At 71.4% G+C, this 14,954-nt stretch carries 17 protein-coding genes and 1 tRNA gene; 5 read left to right on the top strand and 13 right to left on the bottom strand.

Annotated features, from left to right (window positions below):
- Positions 1–22: 22 nt before the first annotated feature.
- The 4 genes from ACFSE6_RS01890 to ACFSE6_RS01875 all read left to right on the top strand — a co-directional run bounded on the left by ACFSE6_RS01890 (position 23) and on the right by ACFSE6_RS01875 (position 4,047).
- Positions 23–117: transfer RNA gene (locus ACFSE6_RS01890), tRNA-Sec, on the top strand.
- Between the two features lie 33 nt (positions 118–150).
- Entirely contained in the window at positions 151–1,464 is a 1,314-nt protein-coding gene (selA, locus tag ACFSE6_RS01885; protein WP_388002000.1) for an L-seryl-tRNA(Sec) selenium transferase, read from the top strand.
- Between the two features lie 2 nt (positions 1,465–1,466).
- Complete coding sequence (locus ACFSE6_RS01880) at positions 1,467–3,245, top strand: SelB domain-containing protein (protein WP_388001999.1); 1,779 nt, start codon at positions 1,467–1,469, stop codon at positions 3,243–3,245.
- Between the two features lie 10 nt (positions 3,246–3,255).
- Positions 3,256–4,047, top strand: a complete 792-nt coding sequence (locus tag ACFSE6_RS01875; protein WP_388001998.1) for an ROK family protein — start codon at positions 3,256–3,258, stop codon at positions 4,045–4,047.
- Between the two features lie 27 nt (positions 4,048–4,074).
- On the opposite strand, the gene ACFSE6_RS01870 is transcribed toward ACFSE6_RS01875, so the two are convergent.
- The 4 genes from ACFSE6_RS01870 to ACFSE6_RS01855 are packed head-to-tail and all read right to left on the bottom strand — an operon-like array spanning position 4,075 to position 7,514.
- Positions 4,075–4,881 carry an SDR family oxidoreductase gene (locus tag ACFSE6_RS01870; RefSeq protein WP_388001997.1) on the bottom strand — a complete coding sequence of 269 codons (807 nt, stop codon included), beginning with the start codon at positions 4,879–4,881 and terminating at the stop codon, positions 4,075–4,077.
- Complete coding sequence (locus tag ACFSE6_RS01865) at positions 4,881–5,612, bottom strand: alpha/beta fold hydrolase (RefSeq protein WP_388001996.1); 732 nt, start codon at positions 5,610–5,612, stop codon at positions 4,881–4,883. Before ACFSE6_RS01865 ends, ACFSE6_RS01870 begins: the two co-directional genes overlap by 1 nt.
- 19 nt (positions 5,613–5,631) lie before the next feature.
- On the bottom strand, positions 5,632–6,483 hold the full coding sequence (locus ACFSE6_RS01860; RefSeq protein WP_388001995.1) for an ABC transporter permease: 852 nt from the start codon (positions 6,481–6,483) through the stop codon (positions 5,632–5,634).
- Positions 6,480–7,514, bottom strand: coding sequence for an ATP-binding cassette domain-containing protein (locus ACFSE6_RS01855; protein WP_388001994.1), 1,035 nt, complete (start codon positions 7,512–7,514; stop codon positions 6,480–6,482). Before ACFSE6_RS01855 ends, ACFSE6_RS01860 begins: the two co-directional genes overlap by 4 nt.
- 73 nt (positions 7,515–7,587) lie before the next feature.
- On the opposite strand from ACFSE6_RS01855, the gene ACFSE6_RS01850 reads away from it, so the two are divergent.
- On the top strand, positions 7,588–8,421 hold the full coding sequence (locus tag ACFSE6_RS01850) for a TetR/AcrR family transcriptional regulator (RefSeq protein ID WP_388001993.1): 834 nt from the start codon (positions 7,588–7,590) through the stop codon (positions 8,419–8,421).
- A gap of 75 nt (positions 8,422–8,496) precedes the next feature.
- Here the strand turns inward: ACFSE6_RS01850 and rplQ are convergent, their stop codons facing one another.
- The 9 genes from rplQ to secY all read right to left on the bottom strand — a co-directional run bounded on the left by rplQ (position 8,497) and on the right by secY (position 14,941).
- Positions 8,497–9,180, bottom strand: a complete 684-nt coding sequence (gene rplQ, locus ACFSE6_RS01845) for a 50S ribosomal protein L17 (RefSeq protein ID WP_388001992.1) — start codon at positions 9,178–9,180, stop codon at positions 8,497–8,499.
- Between the two features lie 36 nt (positions 9,181–9,216).
- Positions 9,217–10,242 (bottom strand): DNA-directed RNA polymerase subunit alpha, encoded by a 1,026-nt coding sequence (locus tag ACFSE6_RS01840; RefSeq protein WP_388001991.1) that lies wholly within the window; start codon positions 10,240–10,242, stop codon positions 9,217–9,219.
- Between the two features lie 146 nt (positions 10,243–10,388).
- Positions 10,389–10,796 carry a 30S ribosomal protein S11 gene (gene rpsK, locus ACFSE6_RS01835; RefSeq protein WP_388001990.1) on the bottom strand — a complete coding sequence of 136 codons (408 nt, stop codon included), beginning with the start codon at positions 10,794–10,796 and terminating at the stop codon, positions 10,389–10,391.
- Positions 10,797–10,887: 91 nt separating this feature from the next.
- Positions 10,888–11,268, bottom strand: a complete 381-nt coding sequence (rpsM, locus tag ACFSE6_RS01830; protein ID WP_388001989.1) for a 30S ribosomal protein S13 — start codon at positions 11,266–11,268, stop codon at positions 10,888–10,890.
- Between the two features lie 147 nt (positions 11,269–11,415).
- Positions 11,416–11,529 carry a 50S ribosomal protein L36 gene (rpmJ, locus tag ACFSE6_RS01825; protein ID WP_123303956.1) on the bottom strand — a complete coding sequence of 38 codons (114 nt, stop codon included), beginning with the start codon at positions 11,527–11,529 and terminating at the stop codon, positions 11,416–11,418.
- Between the two features lie 56 nt (positions 11,530–11,585).
- Complete coding sequence (infA, locus tag ACFSE6_RS01820) at positions 11,586–11,807, bottom strand: translation initiation factor IF-1 (protein WP_388001988.1); 222 nt, start codon at positions 11,805–11,807, stop codon at positions 11,586–11,588.
- Positions 11,808–12,199: 392 nt separating this feature from the next.
- On the bottom strand, positions 12,200–13,045 hold the full coding sequence (map, locus tag ACFSE6_RS01815) for a type I methionyl aminopeptidase (RefSeq protein ID WP_388001987.1): 846 nt from the start codon (positions 13,043–13,045) through the stop codon (positions 12,200–12,202).
- Between the two features lies 1 nt (position 13,046).
- The gene (locus tag ACFSE6_RS01810) at positions 13,047–13,649 is read right to left on the bottom strand and encodes an adenylate kinase (RefSeq protein ID WP_388001986.1); all 603 of its coding nucleotides are present in this window, start codon (positions 13,647–13,649) and stop codon (positions 13,047–13,049) included.
- On the bottom strand, positions 13,646–14,941 hold the full coding sequence (secY, locus tag ACFSE6_RS01805; RefSeq protein ID WP_388001985.1) for a preprotein translocase subunit SecY: 1,296 nt from the start codon (positions 14,939–14,941) through the stop codon (positions 13,646–13,648). Before secY ends, ACFSE6_RS01810 begins: the two co-directional genes overlap by 4 nt.
- Between the last annotated feature and the right edge of the window lie 13 nt (positions 14,942–14,954).

Below are 14,954 nucleotides of genomic sequence, written 5' to 3'. Positions count from 1 at the left end.
GCCGCGCACTAGGGTGAGGCGCGGAGGCGTACCTCGTCTGGTGACGGGCGCGGTCTTCAAAACCGTTGTGGCCGGGATTCCCGGCCAGGCGGGTTCGATTCCCGTCCGCCTCCGCCACACCACCGCTCACGGCCGAGGAGGAGCAGCGCGTTGGACCCTCGCCGCGCCGTCCCGCGCACCGATCGGGTGCTCGCCGACCCGCGCCTGACTGCCGCGGCCGTCCGGCTCGGTGAGCGGCTCGTCAAGCGGGCGGTCGGCGAGGCGCAGGAGGCGTGCCGATCCGGGCGGATCTCCGCCGATCACGTGGCCGACGACGCGGTGGCGCGGCTGCCGGCGTCGGCGACCTCCTTGCGCCCGGTCCTCAACGCCACCGGCGTCGTCGTGCACACCAACCTCGGCCGGGCACCGCTCTCCCCCGCGGCGGTCGACGCCGTGACCCGGGCCGCGGGTACCACGGATGTGGAGCTCGACCTGACGACCGGACAGCGCGGAAGCCGGGGCGCCGGTGCCCTGGCGGCACTGGCCGAGGCCGTCCCGGACGCCGGCGGAGTCCACGTGGTGGGCAACGGTGCGGCCGCACTGGCGTTGGCCGCACGCGGACTGGCCGCGGGCCGGGACGTGGTCCTGGCACGGGGCGAGATGGTCGAGATCGGCGACGGGTTCCGGATCCCCGAACTCCTCGAGTCCCTCGGGGTCGGGCTGCGGGAGGTCGGCACCACCAACCGGGTCCGGCTCACCGACTACGCCGACGCGATCGACGACGACGTCGCCTTCGTGCTCAAGGTCCACCCATCGAACTTCCGGGTCAGCGGCTTCGTCTCCGCGGTTCCGGTCGAGGAGCTGGCGAAACTGCCGGTCCCGGTGGTCGCCGACATCGGCTCCGGCCTGCTCGCCCCGCACCCGCGGCTGCCCGACGAACCCGACGCCGCCGGCACCCTGCGTGCCGGTGCCGCCCTGGTCACGGCGTCCGGGGACAAGCTGCTGGGCGGGCCGCAAGCCGGCCTGCTGCTCGGTGACGCCGATCTCGTCCGTCGTCTGCGCCGCCACCCCTTCGCCCGCGCCCTGCGGGTGGACAAGCTCACCCTCGCCGCCCTGGAGGCCACGCTCCGCGGTCCGGAGCCACCGGTGCCCGCCATGCTGACGGCGGACCCGGCGATGCTGCGACGTCGGGCCGAGGACCTCGCCGCCGAGCTGGCCGACCTGGGCGCGCAGGCCGTGGACTCGGTCGGCGCGGTCGGGGGTGGTGGTGCACCGGGCGTGGAGCTCGCCTCGGCCGCCGTCGCGCTGCCCTCGGCTCTCGCCGACCCGCTGCGCGCCACGGACCCGCCGGTCGTGGGGCACGTGCGGGACGGGCGGCTGCTCCTGGACCTGCTCACCGTGCCGGAGGAGGACGACGCCGTGCTGGTGGCCGCCGTCCGCGCCTGTGACCGGACGGCCGGGCGGGCCGAGCCGGTGGAGGGCTGAGCGTGCACGTCGTCGTCACGGCGGGGCACGTCGACCACGGCAAGTCGAGCCTGGTACGGGCCCTGACCGGCACCGATCCGGACCGTCTGCCCGAGGAGCACCGCCGGGGACTGACGATCGAGCTCGGCTACGCCTGGACCCGGTTGCCCGGCCTGGCGGGCGACGACCGGGTCGCGTTCGTCGATGTCCCCGGGCATGAACGGTTCATCCCGACCACGCTCGCCGGCATCGGACCGGTGCCGGTCGCGCTCCTCGTCGTGGCGGCGGACGATCCGTGGATGCCGCAGGCCGCCGAGCATCTCGCCGCCCTGGACGCCCTGGGGGTCACGCAGGCGGTGGTGGCGATCTCCCGGGCGGATCTGGCCGACCCGGGACCGGCCGCGGGCCGTGCACGGGCCGAACTGTCCCGGACCGGCCTGGCCGGGGCCGCCGTCGTCCCGGTCAGTGCCCGCACCGGCGCGGGTCTGCAGGAGCTGCGGGCACGGCTGACCGCAGTGCTGGCCGAGGTGCCCGCGCCGAGCCCGGACGCCGACGTGCGGATGTGGGTGGACCGGCGTTTCACGGTCACCGGCGCCGGCACGGTGGTGACCGGCACGCTGCCGGCCGGACGTGTCCGTCCCGGCGACCGGCTCGCGTATGAGGGTGGCACGGTACAGGTGCGGGCCGTGCAGTCGCTCGGCGAGGAGGTCGGTGAGGCGACAGGAGTCGCGCGGGTGGCGCTCAACCTCACCGGAGACGTCGACGACCTGCGCCGGGGCGCCGCCCTGATCACGCCGGAGGCATGGCACGTGAGCGACGTCGTGGACGTGCGAGTGGAGCCGGCCGGTTCCACCACCGCGGACCGGCCGCCGGAACGCCCGATGCTGCACGTGGGGGCGGCGGCGGTCGCGACCCATCACCGGCCGCTCGGGGACCGGCACGCGCGGTTGGTGCTGGGACGTGCGCTCCCGTTGCGGATCGGTGACCGCGCCCTGTTGCGGGATCCGGGCTCGCGCAGGCTGTGGGGCGTGCGGGTCCTCGACCCGGCACCCGGGCCGCTCGGCCGACGCGGGGCCGCCGCCCGGCGGGCAGCGGTGCTCGCCACGCTCGACGGCGAGCCCGATCCGGCCGGTGAGCTCGCCCGACGGGAGGTCGTCACGACGGCGTTCCTGCGCCGCATCGGCGCCCCGGTCTCCGATCCCGGCGCCCTCGGCGTGGTGGCCGGTGACGTGCTGATCTCCCGGGACCGGGCGCACCGCGCGGCCGAGGCGGCCGAGCGCGCGGTCCGCGAGCACGACTCCGCCGCCCCGGTCGACCCCGGGATCCCGACGGCGGCACTGGCGGATCTCATCGACCTGCCGCAGGCGGCGGTCCCGGCCGTGCTGCGCGCGCCGCTGCGGCTCGAGGCGGGGCGGGCCCGGCTCGACCATCGGCCCAGCCTGCCGGAGCGGATCGAGGCCGCGCTGGCCGAGCTGGAGGCCGAGCTCGCGGAGGCCCCCTTCGCCGCCCCGACGGCGGACCGGCTCCGTGAGCTGGGGCTGGACGACCGGGTGCTGGCGGCCGCGGCGCGGGCCGGGCGAGTTCTGCGGCCCGCGCCCGGCGTGGTGCTCGGTGCGGACGCCGCGGACCGCGCCGTGGCCGCGCTGGCCGACCTGCCGCAGCCGTTCACCACCAGCGAGGCCCGGGTGCGCCTGGGCACCAGCCGGCGCGTGGTGCTGCCGCTGCTGGAGCACCTGGACTCCCGGCGGTCGACCCGCCGGCTGCCGGACGATCGCCGCGAGGTCACCGCGCCGGGCGGGTAATCTCCCCCAGGTGGAGGTAGCCGCGGCGGAGAACGAGGACGTCGGCCAGCGAGTCACCACGCTCGCGGTCGACTGCGGCGGCGGCGGAATCAAGGCGTCCGTGCTGGACGCGGCGGGCACGATGCATGCCCAGCCGGTCCGGACCGCGACGCACTATCCCCTGCCGCCCTCCCGGCTGGTGAGCACGATCGTCTCCCTGGCCCGGCAGCTACCGCCGGCCAGCCGAGCCACGGTGGGGATGCCCGGCATGCTGCGGCACGGCGTCGTCATCCACACTCCGCACTACATCACCCGGTCCGGGCCGCGCACCCGGGTGCTGCCGGAGCTGGAGCTGCACTGGTCGGGCTTCGACATGAAGAACGCGCTGCAGGAGGCGCTCGGCATCCCAGTGCTGGTACTCAACGACGCCGAGGTGCACGGCGCCGGGGCCATCACCGGTGCCGGGCTGGAGATGATCGTGACCCTCGGGACGGGACTGGGCAACGCGGTCTTCGACGGCGGCGTGCTCGCCCCGCACGTGGAGCTGAGCCGGGGCCCGGTCAAATGGGGGCTGACCTACGACGACTACATCGGCGAGCACGAGCGGCTCCGGCTCGGGGACGCCATGTGGTCCCGGCGCGCCCGCACCGTGATCGACGCGCTGCGGCCGATGTACTGGTGGGACCGGCTCTACCTCGGCGGCGGGAACTCGCGCCGGATCACCCCGCAGGTCCTCTCCCGCCTCGGTGACGACGTCGTCATCGTGCCGAACTCGGCCGGGATCATCGGCGGCGTGCGGGCCTGGGACCTGCGGATCCGGTGAAGTCGCTCCACGACGACGCAGGAACCCTCAGCTGCGGCGGAAGCCGCCCTCGGTGTTGAGCACCTGACCGACCACCCACCGGCCCTCGTCGCTGACGAGCCAGGCGATCAGGCGCGCCGGGTCGTCGGGCCGGCCGACCCGCCCGGTCGGGAACCGTGACTCCACGTCGTCGAGCACCTCGTCCGGAAGCCATACGCCGCGACCGAGGAAGCCCGTGTCCACGGGGCCGGGGTTGACGGTGTTGAGGATGATGCCCTGATCGATGAGCTCGTCGGCGACGGTGGCGGTCAGGCCCGCCAGGGCGGCCTTCGACGCGGCGTAGGCGACCTCGCCGCGCAACGGGCCGAGCTGCTGACCGGAGGTCATCCAGACCACCCGGCCACCCTCGCGGCCGTCGTGACGGTCGGCGAAGGCCTGCGTGAGCAGCAGCGTGGCACGGGCGTTGACCTGCCAGTGCGCGTCGAGCTGATCCACGCCGATCTCGGCGAGCGCGCCGTCGCCGCCGGACCTGGCCTGGTTACACACGAGGATGTCGAGATGCCCGGTCAGCGCGGCGGCCTCCGCGACGACACGGCCGGGCTCATCCGGGTCGGCGAGGTCGGCGGCGACGTCGCGGAGCCGCGCACCCTCGGCCATGTGCTCGCTGAGCGCGGCACGCACAGCGGCGAGGTCGTCACGTCCCCAGGGCTGGTCGTCATCGTGCGGACCGTGATGGTGGAGCACGAGGTCAGCCCCCATCTCGGCTATCCGCGTGGCGACGGCGAACCCGATACCGGCCCGCCGGCCGGCGCCTGTGACGAGCGCGGTCCGTCCGGACAAGGGCAGGGTGGTCATCAGGCCATGGTCGTGTCCCGGCGGGCGAGATCGCCAGCGAATTCCAAGAGCACGCGGTTGAAGGCCACCGGGTGCGTCAGGGAGACGAGATGCGTCGCCCCAGGGATGAGCACGAGGCGGCCGTCGGAGGCGGCCCGCACGAACCGACGCTCGTGGATGCGGAAGTGATCGAGCCGGCCGTTGACGAACCACACAGGCGCCTCGATCGCTCTGATGTCCTGCTCGGTGTCGACGCCGGCCATGGCAGTCAGTCCCGGGACCATCACCTCGACGGCGACGCCGCCGGCGACCAGGTCGGTGTAGCCCTGGTCCGGGAGGAGGCGGCGGGAGAGGGTGTCGCTGAGATGGGCGCCACCGTCCGGAAGCCGCGCCACGGCCTGTGCCACCCGCCGGTATGCAGCCAGACCGACGCCCCGCGGCTGGGTGCAGCAGGACGCGGCCAGAACACCCGCAGGCCTCGAGGTCGGCCGGGCGGCCCAGTGCAGCACCAGGTAACCGCCGAGCGAGATTCCGGCCACGAGCACCGGGCCACGGTCGGCGAGCTCGCCGGCGGCCCGGTCGATGACCTCCATAGCCGCCTCGACCGTGAAATCCGTGCCGCGGCGGCTGCCGTGCCCTGGCAGGTCCGGCGCCAGAGCGGGGATGCCGGCCCGTTCCAGGGCTGCCAGCTGTTGCCGCCAGATCGTCGACGCCCCGCGGATCCCGTGGATGAGGACGACGGCGCCGGACATGCGGTCAGGGTACGTGCGGTCAGCGGCTGAGGTTCTGGAACTGCCGGACCGCCAGCGGGATGAAGATCGCCATGATCACCGCCGGCCAGAGGAGGGCACCGCCGATCGCGTGCTCGGCGATCCAGTAGCCGCCGGCCGCTGCCTCGGTCCCCGGGGTGTGGAAGAGCTCGCGGATCGCGCCGGCGGTGGAGGAGACAGGGTTCCACGCGGCGACGGCGCCGAGCCAGCCGGGCATCATCTCCGGCGGGGCGAAGACCGAGGAGATGAACCCGAACGGGAAGGCCACGGCGAACAGGCTGCCCGCGGCCTCGGTGTTCTTCAACCGCAGTCCGAGGTAGATGCCGATGAAGATCAGGGCCAGCCGCAGCCAGAGCAGGAGCGCGAAAGCGGCGAGCGTCTCAGCCAGGTTTCCGCCCGGGCGCCACCCGACGATGAGGGCGATCGCGACGATCACCACCAGGTCGAGGGCCGCCTGGATGACGTCGGCCACCCCGCGGCCGGTGACGACGGCGGAGGAGGACATCGGCATGGACCGGAACCGGTCCATGAACCCCTTCTCCTTGTTCAGCGTCACGGCGTAGGCAGTGTTCATGAACCCGAATGCCACCGTCATGGCGAACATGCCGGGCATCGCGTAGTCGATGTACCCGACGCCGGCCCCCATGCCGGTGACGTCCATGGCGCTGCCGAAGACATAGACGAACATCAGCACCATGACCACGGGCATGCCGAGCTGCCAGGCGAAGGTGGACGGTTGACGTAGCAGGTGGGTGAACTCCTGGAGCACGATGGTCCAGCAGTCGCGGGCCGCCCATCTCAGGCGGCTGACCAGGGTGTCGTCGTGGGGCTGTGCCAGTGCGGCGGTGGTCATCGGGTCTCCTCGGGGATGCCGGACGCGGATGCGCCGGCAGGCTTCGGTGCGGACGCGGCTGTGGATGCGGACATCGGCTCCGGGCGTTGGCCCGTGAGCTGGAGGAAAGCCTCGTCGAGTGTGGGACGGCGCAGCCCGATGTCGGCCACCTCCAGTCCCGAGGACCGCAGCTCGGCGGCGACCTCGGTCAGGGCCCGGACGCCGTCGGGAACCGGCGCGCCGACCGTGCTCGCGGTCTCGTCCACGACCGGCTCGGCGGTGGCGGCCCGTGCGACGAGCCGGGCGACCGCGCCGAGGTCGGCAGGGTCGGCGACGACGATCTCGAGGCGATCGTCTCCGATCCGGCGCTTGAGGCCGGCCGGGGTGTCCTCGACGAAGTTCTGGCCGTGGTCGATGACGCTGATCCGGTCGCAGAGCTGGTCGGCCTCGTCGAGGTAGTGCGTCGTGAGCAGGACCGTGGTGCCGGCGGCGGCGAGCTCGCGGACGGCCTGCCAGACCTCGCGACGGCCGGCGGGGTCCAGGCCGGTTGTCGGCTCGTCGAGGAAGAGCACGGCCGGGGCGAGGATCATGCTGGCCGCGAGGTCGAGCCGGCGCCGCATGCCGCCGGAGAACTTCTTCGGCGCACGGTCGGCGGCTTCGGCGAGGCTGAACTGCTCGAGCAGCTCGGCGGCACGGCGCTGCGCGGCGGCCTTGTCGAGCCGGAAGAGCCGGCCGAACATCGTGAGGTTCTGCCGGGCGGTGAGCAGGTCGTCGACGGTGGTCTGCTGGCCGGTCAGGCCGATGACGCGTCGGACCTGACGCGGGGCGCTGGCGACGTCGTGTCCGACGACGTGGGCGCGGCCACCGTCGGGCCGGGTGAGGGTGGTGAGGATGCGGACCGTCGTGGTCTTGCCGGCGCCGTTCGGGCCGAGCAGCCCGTGGACGGTGCCGCGGGGAACGGCGAGGTCGACGCCGTCGAGGGCGAGGTTGTCGCCGTAGCGCTTGGTGAGCCCTTCCGCTTCGACGGCGAGCCCGAACGGGGTGGGGGGCACGGGAACCTCCTGGGTACGGTGTACGCACCAAGCTAGCGGACACCGTACGCAGTAGGCAAGTACCATGTCGGTGATGCGTGAGGAGAACGAACAACCGCACCCGGGGCGCACCGTCGTCGATGCGGCGCGGCGCGGTCTGACACAGGTGCGCACCGAGCAGTCCGACGCGGTCTCCCGTGAGAAGGAACGGGTCACCCGCAGTCTCGAGCTGCTGTGGCACGGATTGCCCGAGCCGTCGAGGGGGCCGCGCAGAACGCTGACGCTCGAGCGGATCGTCGAGACCGCCATCACGATCGCCGACGCCGAAGGGCTGGATGCGCTGTCCATGCGCCGGCTCGCGCGCGACCTCGACGTGGGCACCATGTCGCTCTACCGGTACGTTCCCGACAAGGCCGTGCTGCTCGATCTCATGCTCGACCGGCTCAGCGCCCCAGGCCCCCGGGAGGACTACGCGGACAGGCCGTGGCGTGAGGTGCTGGAGCGGAACGCCGTCGGCGGACGCGAGCTCTACCTCGCGCATCCGTGGCTCATGCAGGTCAACTGGACCCGGCCCGTCCTCGGCCCGAGCAGTACCGGCGGAATGGAGCTGCTCATGTCCCAGCTGGCCGGCCTCCCCCTGAGCGACCAGGAGAAGATGATGATCGTCTCCACCGTTGACGGCTACGTCACCGGCACGGTCCGCCAGGAGATCCAGTACAACGCCGCCGTGGCGGAGGCGGGCATGAGCGACGAGGAGTTCTGGTCCGCGCAACTGCCCTTCCTCGAGCGGGCCATGAACTCCGGCGACTACCCGACGATGGCCGGGATGTCCGAGGACACCTTCGACGCCGGGTGGGAGCAGACGTTCCGCTTCGGTCTGCGGTTGCTGCTGGACGGCCTGGAGCGCGAGCTCGACAGACGCGGCTGAGCCGCAGGGACGCAGGTGCGAGACAGCACGAGGGCCCGGACCGTGCCGGTCCGGGCCCTCGTGCTCAGGTGTGGCTCAGCGTCGTGGGTCGACGTCACCCTCGGCCTGGCCGGCCTGGGCATCCGCGGCCTGATCGTCGGTCGCGGCGGCCGCCTGCTCGGCCGCGTCCTGCTGGGCCTCGACCGTCTCGGAGGCCTCGACGGCCTCGGTTGCCGAGCCCTGCTCGCCGGGCGCCTCGGCCTCGACAGCTTCGGCCGTCGCGTCCGCGGTCTCCTCCGCGGCCGGGGCCGGAGCCGTCTCCGCGGCCTCTGCCTGCGTCTCGGTCTCCGCGGTCTGCTCAGCGGAGGCCGCACGCTCGGCGGCCTTCTCGGCCTCACGCACGGTCGCCTGCTTGGGGCTCACCGGCTCGAGAACGAGCTCGATGACCGCCATCGGGGCATTGTCGCCCTTGCGGGGGCCGACCTTGGTGATGCGGGTGTAGCCGCCGTTGCGCTCGGCGAACTTCGGCGCCGTCTCCTCGAAGAGCTCGGCGACAATGTCCTTGCGTCGCACGGTCGTCATCACCTTGCGGCGGGCGTGCAGGTCACCGCGCTTGGCCAGCGTGATGAGCTTCTCCGCCACCGGCCGCAGACGCTTGGCGCGGTGCTCGGTGGTGGTGATCCGCTTGTGCTCGAAGAGCGCCGTGGCGAGGTTCGCCAGCATGAGACGCTCGTGCGCGGGGCTGCCACCCAGACGGGGTCCCTTGGCGGGGGTAGGCATGGTTACTCCTGGTGCTTGTGTCGGGTGAGGTGAGAGTCAGCCGCGCTGCTCGTCGCTGAACTGGATGTCGCCGTAGGCGTCGTCCTCCTCCTCGACGCCGGTGACGGCGGCGAGGTCGAAGTCCGCGGGGCTGTCCTTCAGGCTCAGACCGAGACCGGCGAGCTTCTCCTTGATCTCCCCGATGGACTTCGCGCCGAAGTTGCGGATGTCCAGCAGGTCGGCCTCGGAGCGAGCGACGAGCTCACCCACGGTGTGGATGCCCTCGCGCTTGAGGCAGTTGTAGGAGCGGGAGAGCAGCCCCAAGTCCTCGATCGGCAGGGCGAGGTCCTGCGCGAGCGCGGCGTCCGTGGGTGACGGGCCGATCTCGATGCCCTCGGCCTCGACGTTGAGCTCACGCGCGAGCCCGAAGAGCTCGACGAGCGTCTTGCCGGCGGAGGCGAGCGCGTCGCGCGGGGCGATCGCGTTCTTGGTCTCGACGTCGACGATCAGCTTGTCGAAGTCGGTGCGCTGCTCGACACGGGTGGCCTCGACCTTGTACGTCACCTTGAGGACCGGCGAGTAGATCGAGTCGACCGGGATGCGACCGATCTCCGAGTCCGCGCTCTTGTTCTGCACGGCGGAGACGTATCCGCGGCCACGCTCGACGGTGAGCTCGATCTCGAGCTTGCCGTTGCCGTTGAGCGTCGCGATCCGGTGATCGGGGTTGTGCACCTCCACACCGGCGGGCGGGGTGATGTCGCCGGCGGTGACCACACCGGGGCCCTGCTTGCGCAGGTACATCACGACCGGCTCGTCGTTCTCCGAGGAGACGACGACGTCCTTGATGTTGAGGATGATCTCGGTGACGTCCTCCTTGACCCCCTCGACGGTGGAGAACTCGTGCAGCACGCCGTCGATCCGGATGGAGGTGACGGCGGCGCCGGGGATGGAGGACAGCAGGGTGCGACGCAGCGAGTTACCGAGGGTGTAGCCGAAACCGGGCTCGAGCGGCTCGATGGTGAACCGGGACCGCTGTTCGGTGACGACCTCTTCGGTGAGTGCGGGGCGCTGGGCGATGAGCACTGAGGGATTCCTTTCAGCCGACGTCCGCTATATGACGTCATGCGAGGACCTGCCGGCCTCGGTCCGTCCGGCAGGGGTGCGGCCCGAGGGCCGCGTGGGGGTGGTGGGCCGTGGGCCCGCCACCTGACGCTCAGCCGCCTGAATGCTCAGACGCGGCGACGCTTGGGGGGCCGGCAGCCGTTGTGGGCCTGCGGAGTGACGTCCTGGATCGAGCCCACCTCGAGGCCGGTGGCCTGCAGGGAGCGGATCGCGGTCTCACGGCCGGAGCCGGGACCCTTGACGAAGACGTCGACCTTCTTCATGCCGTGCTCCTGGGCGCGGCGCGCGGCTGCCTCAGCGGCGAGCTGGGCGGCGAACGGCGTCGACTTGCGCGACCCCTTGAAGCCGACCTGCCCGGAGGAGGCCCACGCGATCACGCCACCCTGCGGGTCCGTGAGCGTGACGATGGTGTTGTTGAAGGTGGACTTGATATAGGCGTGGCCGTGCGCGACGTTCTTGCGCTCCTTGCGGCGCGGCTTGCGCGCCGCGGTGGCCGTACGGGTCTTGGGTGGCATGCGGGTCTGCTCCTAGGTCGTCGGACCGCACGGTGAGGACCGTGCGTCCACCGCTTGTCGGGGGAACACGGGGGCCGGGGCCCCTGTGCGTCTACTTCTTGCCGGCCTTCTTCTTGCCGGCGACGGTGCGCTTCGGGCCCTTGCGGGACCGGGCGTTGGTCTTGGTGCGCTGGCCGTGGACCGGCAGGCCGCGGCGGTGGCGCAGGCCCTGGTAGCAGCCGATCTCGACCTTGCGGCGGATGTCCGCGGCAACCTCACGGCGGAGGTCGCCCTCGACCTGGTAGTTGCCCTCGATGTAGTCACGGAGCTTGACGAGGTCGTCGTCGCTCATGTCCTTGACGCGCAGGTCGGGGCTCACGCCCGTCGCCTCGAGCGCCTCGGCGGCGCGGGTGCGGCCGACGCCGTAGATGTAGGTGAGTGCGACCTCGAGGCGCTTCTCGCGCGGGAGGTCGACGCCGGAAAGACGTGCCAACTTTGACTCCTGTTGTGGGTCGGAGGTCTTCCGCACCATCCCCCCGCCGGCCGGCGGGCCCCGGCCTCCGAACCGGGGGTTGCGTCCCTGCGTGGATCGCTGATGATGCGCGTGCGCCGGGACGTACGGTCCCGGCCGGAGGGCTTGTCAGCCCTGACGCTGCTTGTGCCGCAAGTTGCTGCAGATCACCATCACGCGGCCGTGACGGCGGATCACCTTGCAGTTGTCGCAGATCTTCTTGACGCTCGGCTTGACCTTCATGATTCCTCCGCCGCCGCGTGACCCGGGGTCCCGGGCGGCGGCGCTCGCTCGCGTGCTTACTTGTAGCGGTAGACGATGCGACCCCGGGTGAGGTCGTACGGGCTCAGTTCGACGACGACCCGGTCCTCGGGGAGGATCCGGATGTAGTGCTGACGCATCTTGCCGGAGATGTGGGCAAGGACCTTGTGGCCGTTGCTCAGCTCCACACGAAACATCGCGTTCGGGAGTGCCTCGATGACACTGCCCTCGATCTCGATGACGCCGTCCTTCTTCGCCATTACTCCCGCTCAGGTTGGTGGTGTGCCGGTGCCGCTCCACCGTGTGCGCCCGCACCGATCTGCTCGCGCAGAACCGGAACGAGAGCACAGTGAAGCCATGCCCAGCGATCTATCCTACGACATACGGCAGCGCCGTGGGTACTCGTGCAACCCGTGACAGCGGTCACCGACACGGTCCCGCTGCTCCCTGCGGGCGGTGGTCCTTGTCGCCGGGCTGACTGGGTCTGGCACGAGCGACCGAGGAACTGCCTCATGACGAAGCACGCGGGGCGGTCGGGCCGAGGCACGAGCACCCGGCCGCGCCGAAGCGCGAGGCAGCAGGCACATGAACGAGGCAGCGAGCGAACGTCCGGCGACAAGAACTTCCACCCCGCCGACCAGGGGGGCCGTCCTCAATCCAGCGGTGCGACGGTGACGCCGTGCTCGGCGAGCTTGGCGGCCCCGCCGTCGGGCGAGCTCAGCACCCAGACCCCACCGTCGACCAACGCAACCGAGTGTTCCCAGTGTGCGGCCCGGGAGCCGTCCGTCGTGACCACCGTCCAGTCGTCCTCGAGGACGGTGTTCTCGGGGCTGCCGGCCGTGAGCATCGGCTCGACAGCCAGGCACATCCCGGGGCGCAGCTTGGGCCCCTTCTCCCGCGTCCGGTAATTGAGCACGTCCGGCGCCTGGTGCATGGCCGATCCGATGCCGTGTCCGACATACTCGGTGACGACGGCGAACTCCCCGCGGCCCTCCCGTGCTGCAGCCTCGACCACGGTCTCGACCGCATCGCCGACCACGTTCAGCCGGTCCCCCGTGGCCAGCGCGGCGATCGCCGCCCACATGGCCTCCTCGGTCACGGCGGACAGCGCCTCGGAGGCCGCGGCGTCGCCACCACCACCCTCACCGACGACCGTGCTGAACGCGGCATCGGAGTGCCAGCCGTCAACCACCGCTCCGCAGTCGAAGGAGACCAGGTCGCCGGCGGCGAGGACCCGCTCCCCCGGGATGCCGTGGACGATCTCCTCGTTGACGGAGATGCACACGTTCGCCGGGAATCCGTGGTAGCCGAGGAAGTTCGACCGCGCACCGGCCCGCTGCAGGACCTCGGCCGCGACCGCGTCGAGCTCCGCCGTCGTCCGTCCGGGGGCCGCGACCTCACGCAGAGCGGCATGGATGTCGGCGACCACGAGACCTGCCCGCCGCATCGTGCGGACCTGGTCGGGCGTCTTGTACTCGATGCGCGCGCGGCCGAACACGTCAGGCCTGCGCGTCGCCCTCGGCCCGGTCGAGCTTCGGCTCCAGGGCCTGCATGATCCGGTCGGTGACCTCGTCCAGGCTACCCACGCCGTTCACGCGGACGAGCAGACCCCTCGCGTCATAGGTCTGGGCCAGGGGGGCGGTCTGCTCGGCGTAGACCTCCAGACGCCGGCGGATGACCGGCTCGGTGTCGTCGCTGCGCCCCTGCTCCTCGGCGCGCTTGAGCAGCCGGCCGACGACCTCCTCGGTGTCGGCGTCGATCTCGACGACGGCGTCCAGACCGGCTCCCGCGCCGGCAAGGATGTCGTCCAGTTCGGCGACCTGCTCAGGGGTGCGCGGGTACCCGTCGAGCAGGAAGCCGGAGGCGGCGTCGGACTGTCCGAGACGGTCCCGCACCATGGCGTTGGTGACCTCGTCGGGCACGTACTCGCCGGCGTCCATGTAGCGCTGGGCCTGCTGACCGAGATCGGTCTGCTCGGCGACGTTCGCGCGGAAGATGTCCCCGGTGGAGATCGCCGGGACGCCGAGCCGCTCGCTGATACGGGTGGCCTGCGTGCCCTTGCCGGCCCCGGGAGGGCCGAGGAGGACCAGACGTGCGCTCATCGGAGGAACCCTTCGTAGTGACGCTGCTGGAGCTGGGAGTCGATCTCCTTGACGGTCTGCAGGCCGACGCCGACCACGATGAGGATCGAGGTGCCGCCGAAGGCCAGCTGCTGCTGGGAGATGCCCATCTGCGCGAAGGCGATGGTCGGGATCAGCGCGACCAGCGTCAGGTAGATCGCGCCGACCGTGGTGATGCGGGTCATGACGTACTGGAGGTACTCCGCCGTCGGGCGCCCGGCGCGAATGCCGGGGATGAACCCGCCGTAGCGCTTCATGTTGTCCGCGACCTCCTCCGGGTTGAAGGTGATCGAGGTGTAGAAGAACGCGAAGAACAGGATCATCAGGGCGAAGATCGCCATGTAGATCGCGGACTGCGGGTTGGCGACGTGCTCGAGGATCCAGCGCACCCATCCCGAATTGGCCTCACCGAACTGGGCGGCCAGGGTGGGCAGCGCGAGGATCGAGGACGCGAAGATCACCGGGATGACGTTCGCCATGTTGATCTTGATCGGGATGTAGGTGGACGAGCCGCCGTACATCCGCCGCCCGATCATCCGCTTCGCGTACTGGACCGGGATCCGACGCTGGCACTGCTCGACGAACACGATGAGCAGCGTGATGAGGAGGATGAGCCCGATCAGCGCCGCGAACCGTGCGACGCCGCCGTCGCTCTCCAGCACCGAGCCGAACGCCGAGGGGAAGGACGCGGCGATCGAGGTGAAGATGAGCAGCGACATGCCGTTGCCGACACCCCGCTCGGTGATGAGCTCACCGAGCCACATGATCAGGGCGGTCCCGGAGGTCATCGCGATGATCGTGATGACCAGTGTCAGCGGTGAGTCGTCGGGGATCGGCTGGACGGGACAGTTCGGGAAGAGCTGGGTGTTGGCGACGGAGACGATGACCGTCGACTGCAGGATCGCCAGGAAGATCGTCAGGTACCGCGTGTACTGGGTCAGCTTCGCCTGACCGGCCTGGCCCTCCTTGTGCAGTTCATCGAACCGCGGGATGACCACGCGCATGAGCTGGGTGATGATGCTCGCCGTGATGTACGGCATGATCCCCAGCGCGAAGATGCTCAGCTGCAGCAGCGCACCACCGCTGAAGAGGTTGACCATCCCGAGCAGGTCGGCGGTGCCGCCCCCCTGGATGCACTGCTGCACGTTCGGGTACGAGACGCCCGGGGCGGGAACGAAGGTTCCGAGGCGGAAGACCGCCATGATGCCCAGCGTGAAGAGCAGCTTGCGCCGCAGATCAGGCGTCCGGAACGCCTGGACGAATGCGCCGAGCAAACTTCCTCCTGCT

It is taken from the genome of Georgenia deserti (assembly GCF_042680605.1).
Classification (GTDB): Bacteria; Actinomycetota; Actinomycetes; order Actinomycetales; family Actinomycetaceae; genus Allobogoriella; species Allobogoriella deserti.
The sequence above is the reverse complement of the archived record's forward strand: the minus strand, read 5'-3'. Positions and strand labels throughout refer to the sequence as shown.

Coding starts and splice junctions, on each gene's coding strand:
- ACFSE6_RS01870 (WP_388001997.1), bottom strand. CDS start 4,881: ATGACCACCCTGCCCTTGTCCGGACGGACCGCGCTCGTCACAGGCGCC.
- ACFSE6_RS01865 (WP_388001996.1), bottom strand. CDS start 5,612: ATGTCCGGCGCCGTCGTCCTCATCCACGGGATCCGCGGGGCGTCGACG.
- ACFSE6_RS01860 (WP_388001995.1), bottom strand. CDS start 6,483: ATGACCACCGCCGCACTGGCACAGCCCCACGACGACACCCTGGTCAGC.
- ACFSE6_RS01850 (WP_388001993.1), top strand. CDS start 7,588: ATGCGTGAGGAGAACGAACAACCGCACCCGGGGCGCACCGTCGTCGAT.
- rplQ (WP_388001992.1), bottom strand. CDS start 9,180: ATGCCTACCCCCGCCAAGGGACCCCGTCTGGGTGGCAGCCCCGCGCAC.
- rpsK (WP_388001990.1), bottom strand. CDS start 10,796: ATGCCACCCAAGACCCGTACGGCCACCGCGGCGCGCAAGCCGCGCCGC.
- rpmJ (WP_123303956.1), bottom strand. CDS start 11,529: ATGAAGGTCAAGCCGAGCGTCAAGAAGATCTGCGACAACTGCAAGGTG.
- infA (WP_388001988.1), bottom strand. CDS start 11,807: ATGGCGAAGAAGGACGGCGTCATCGAGATCGAGGGCAGTGTCATCGAG.
- ACFSE6_RS01810 (WP_388001986.1), bottom strand. CDS start 13,649: ATGAGCGCACGTCTGGTCCTCCTCGGCCCTCCCGGGGCCGGCAAGGGC.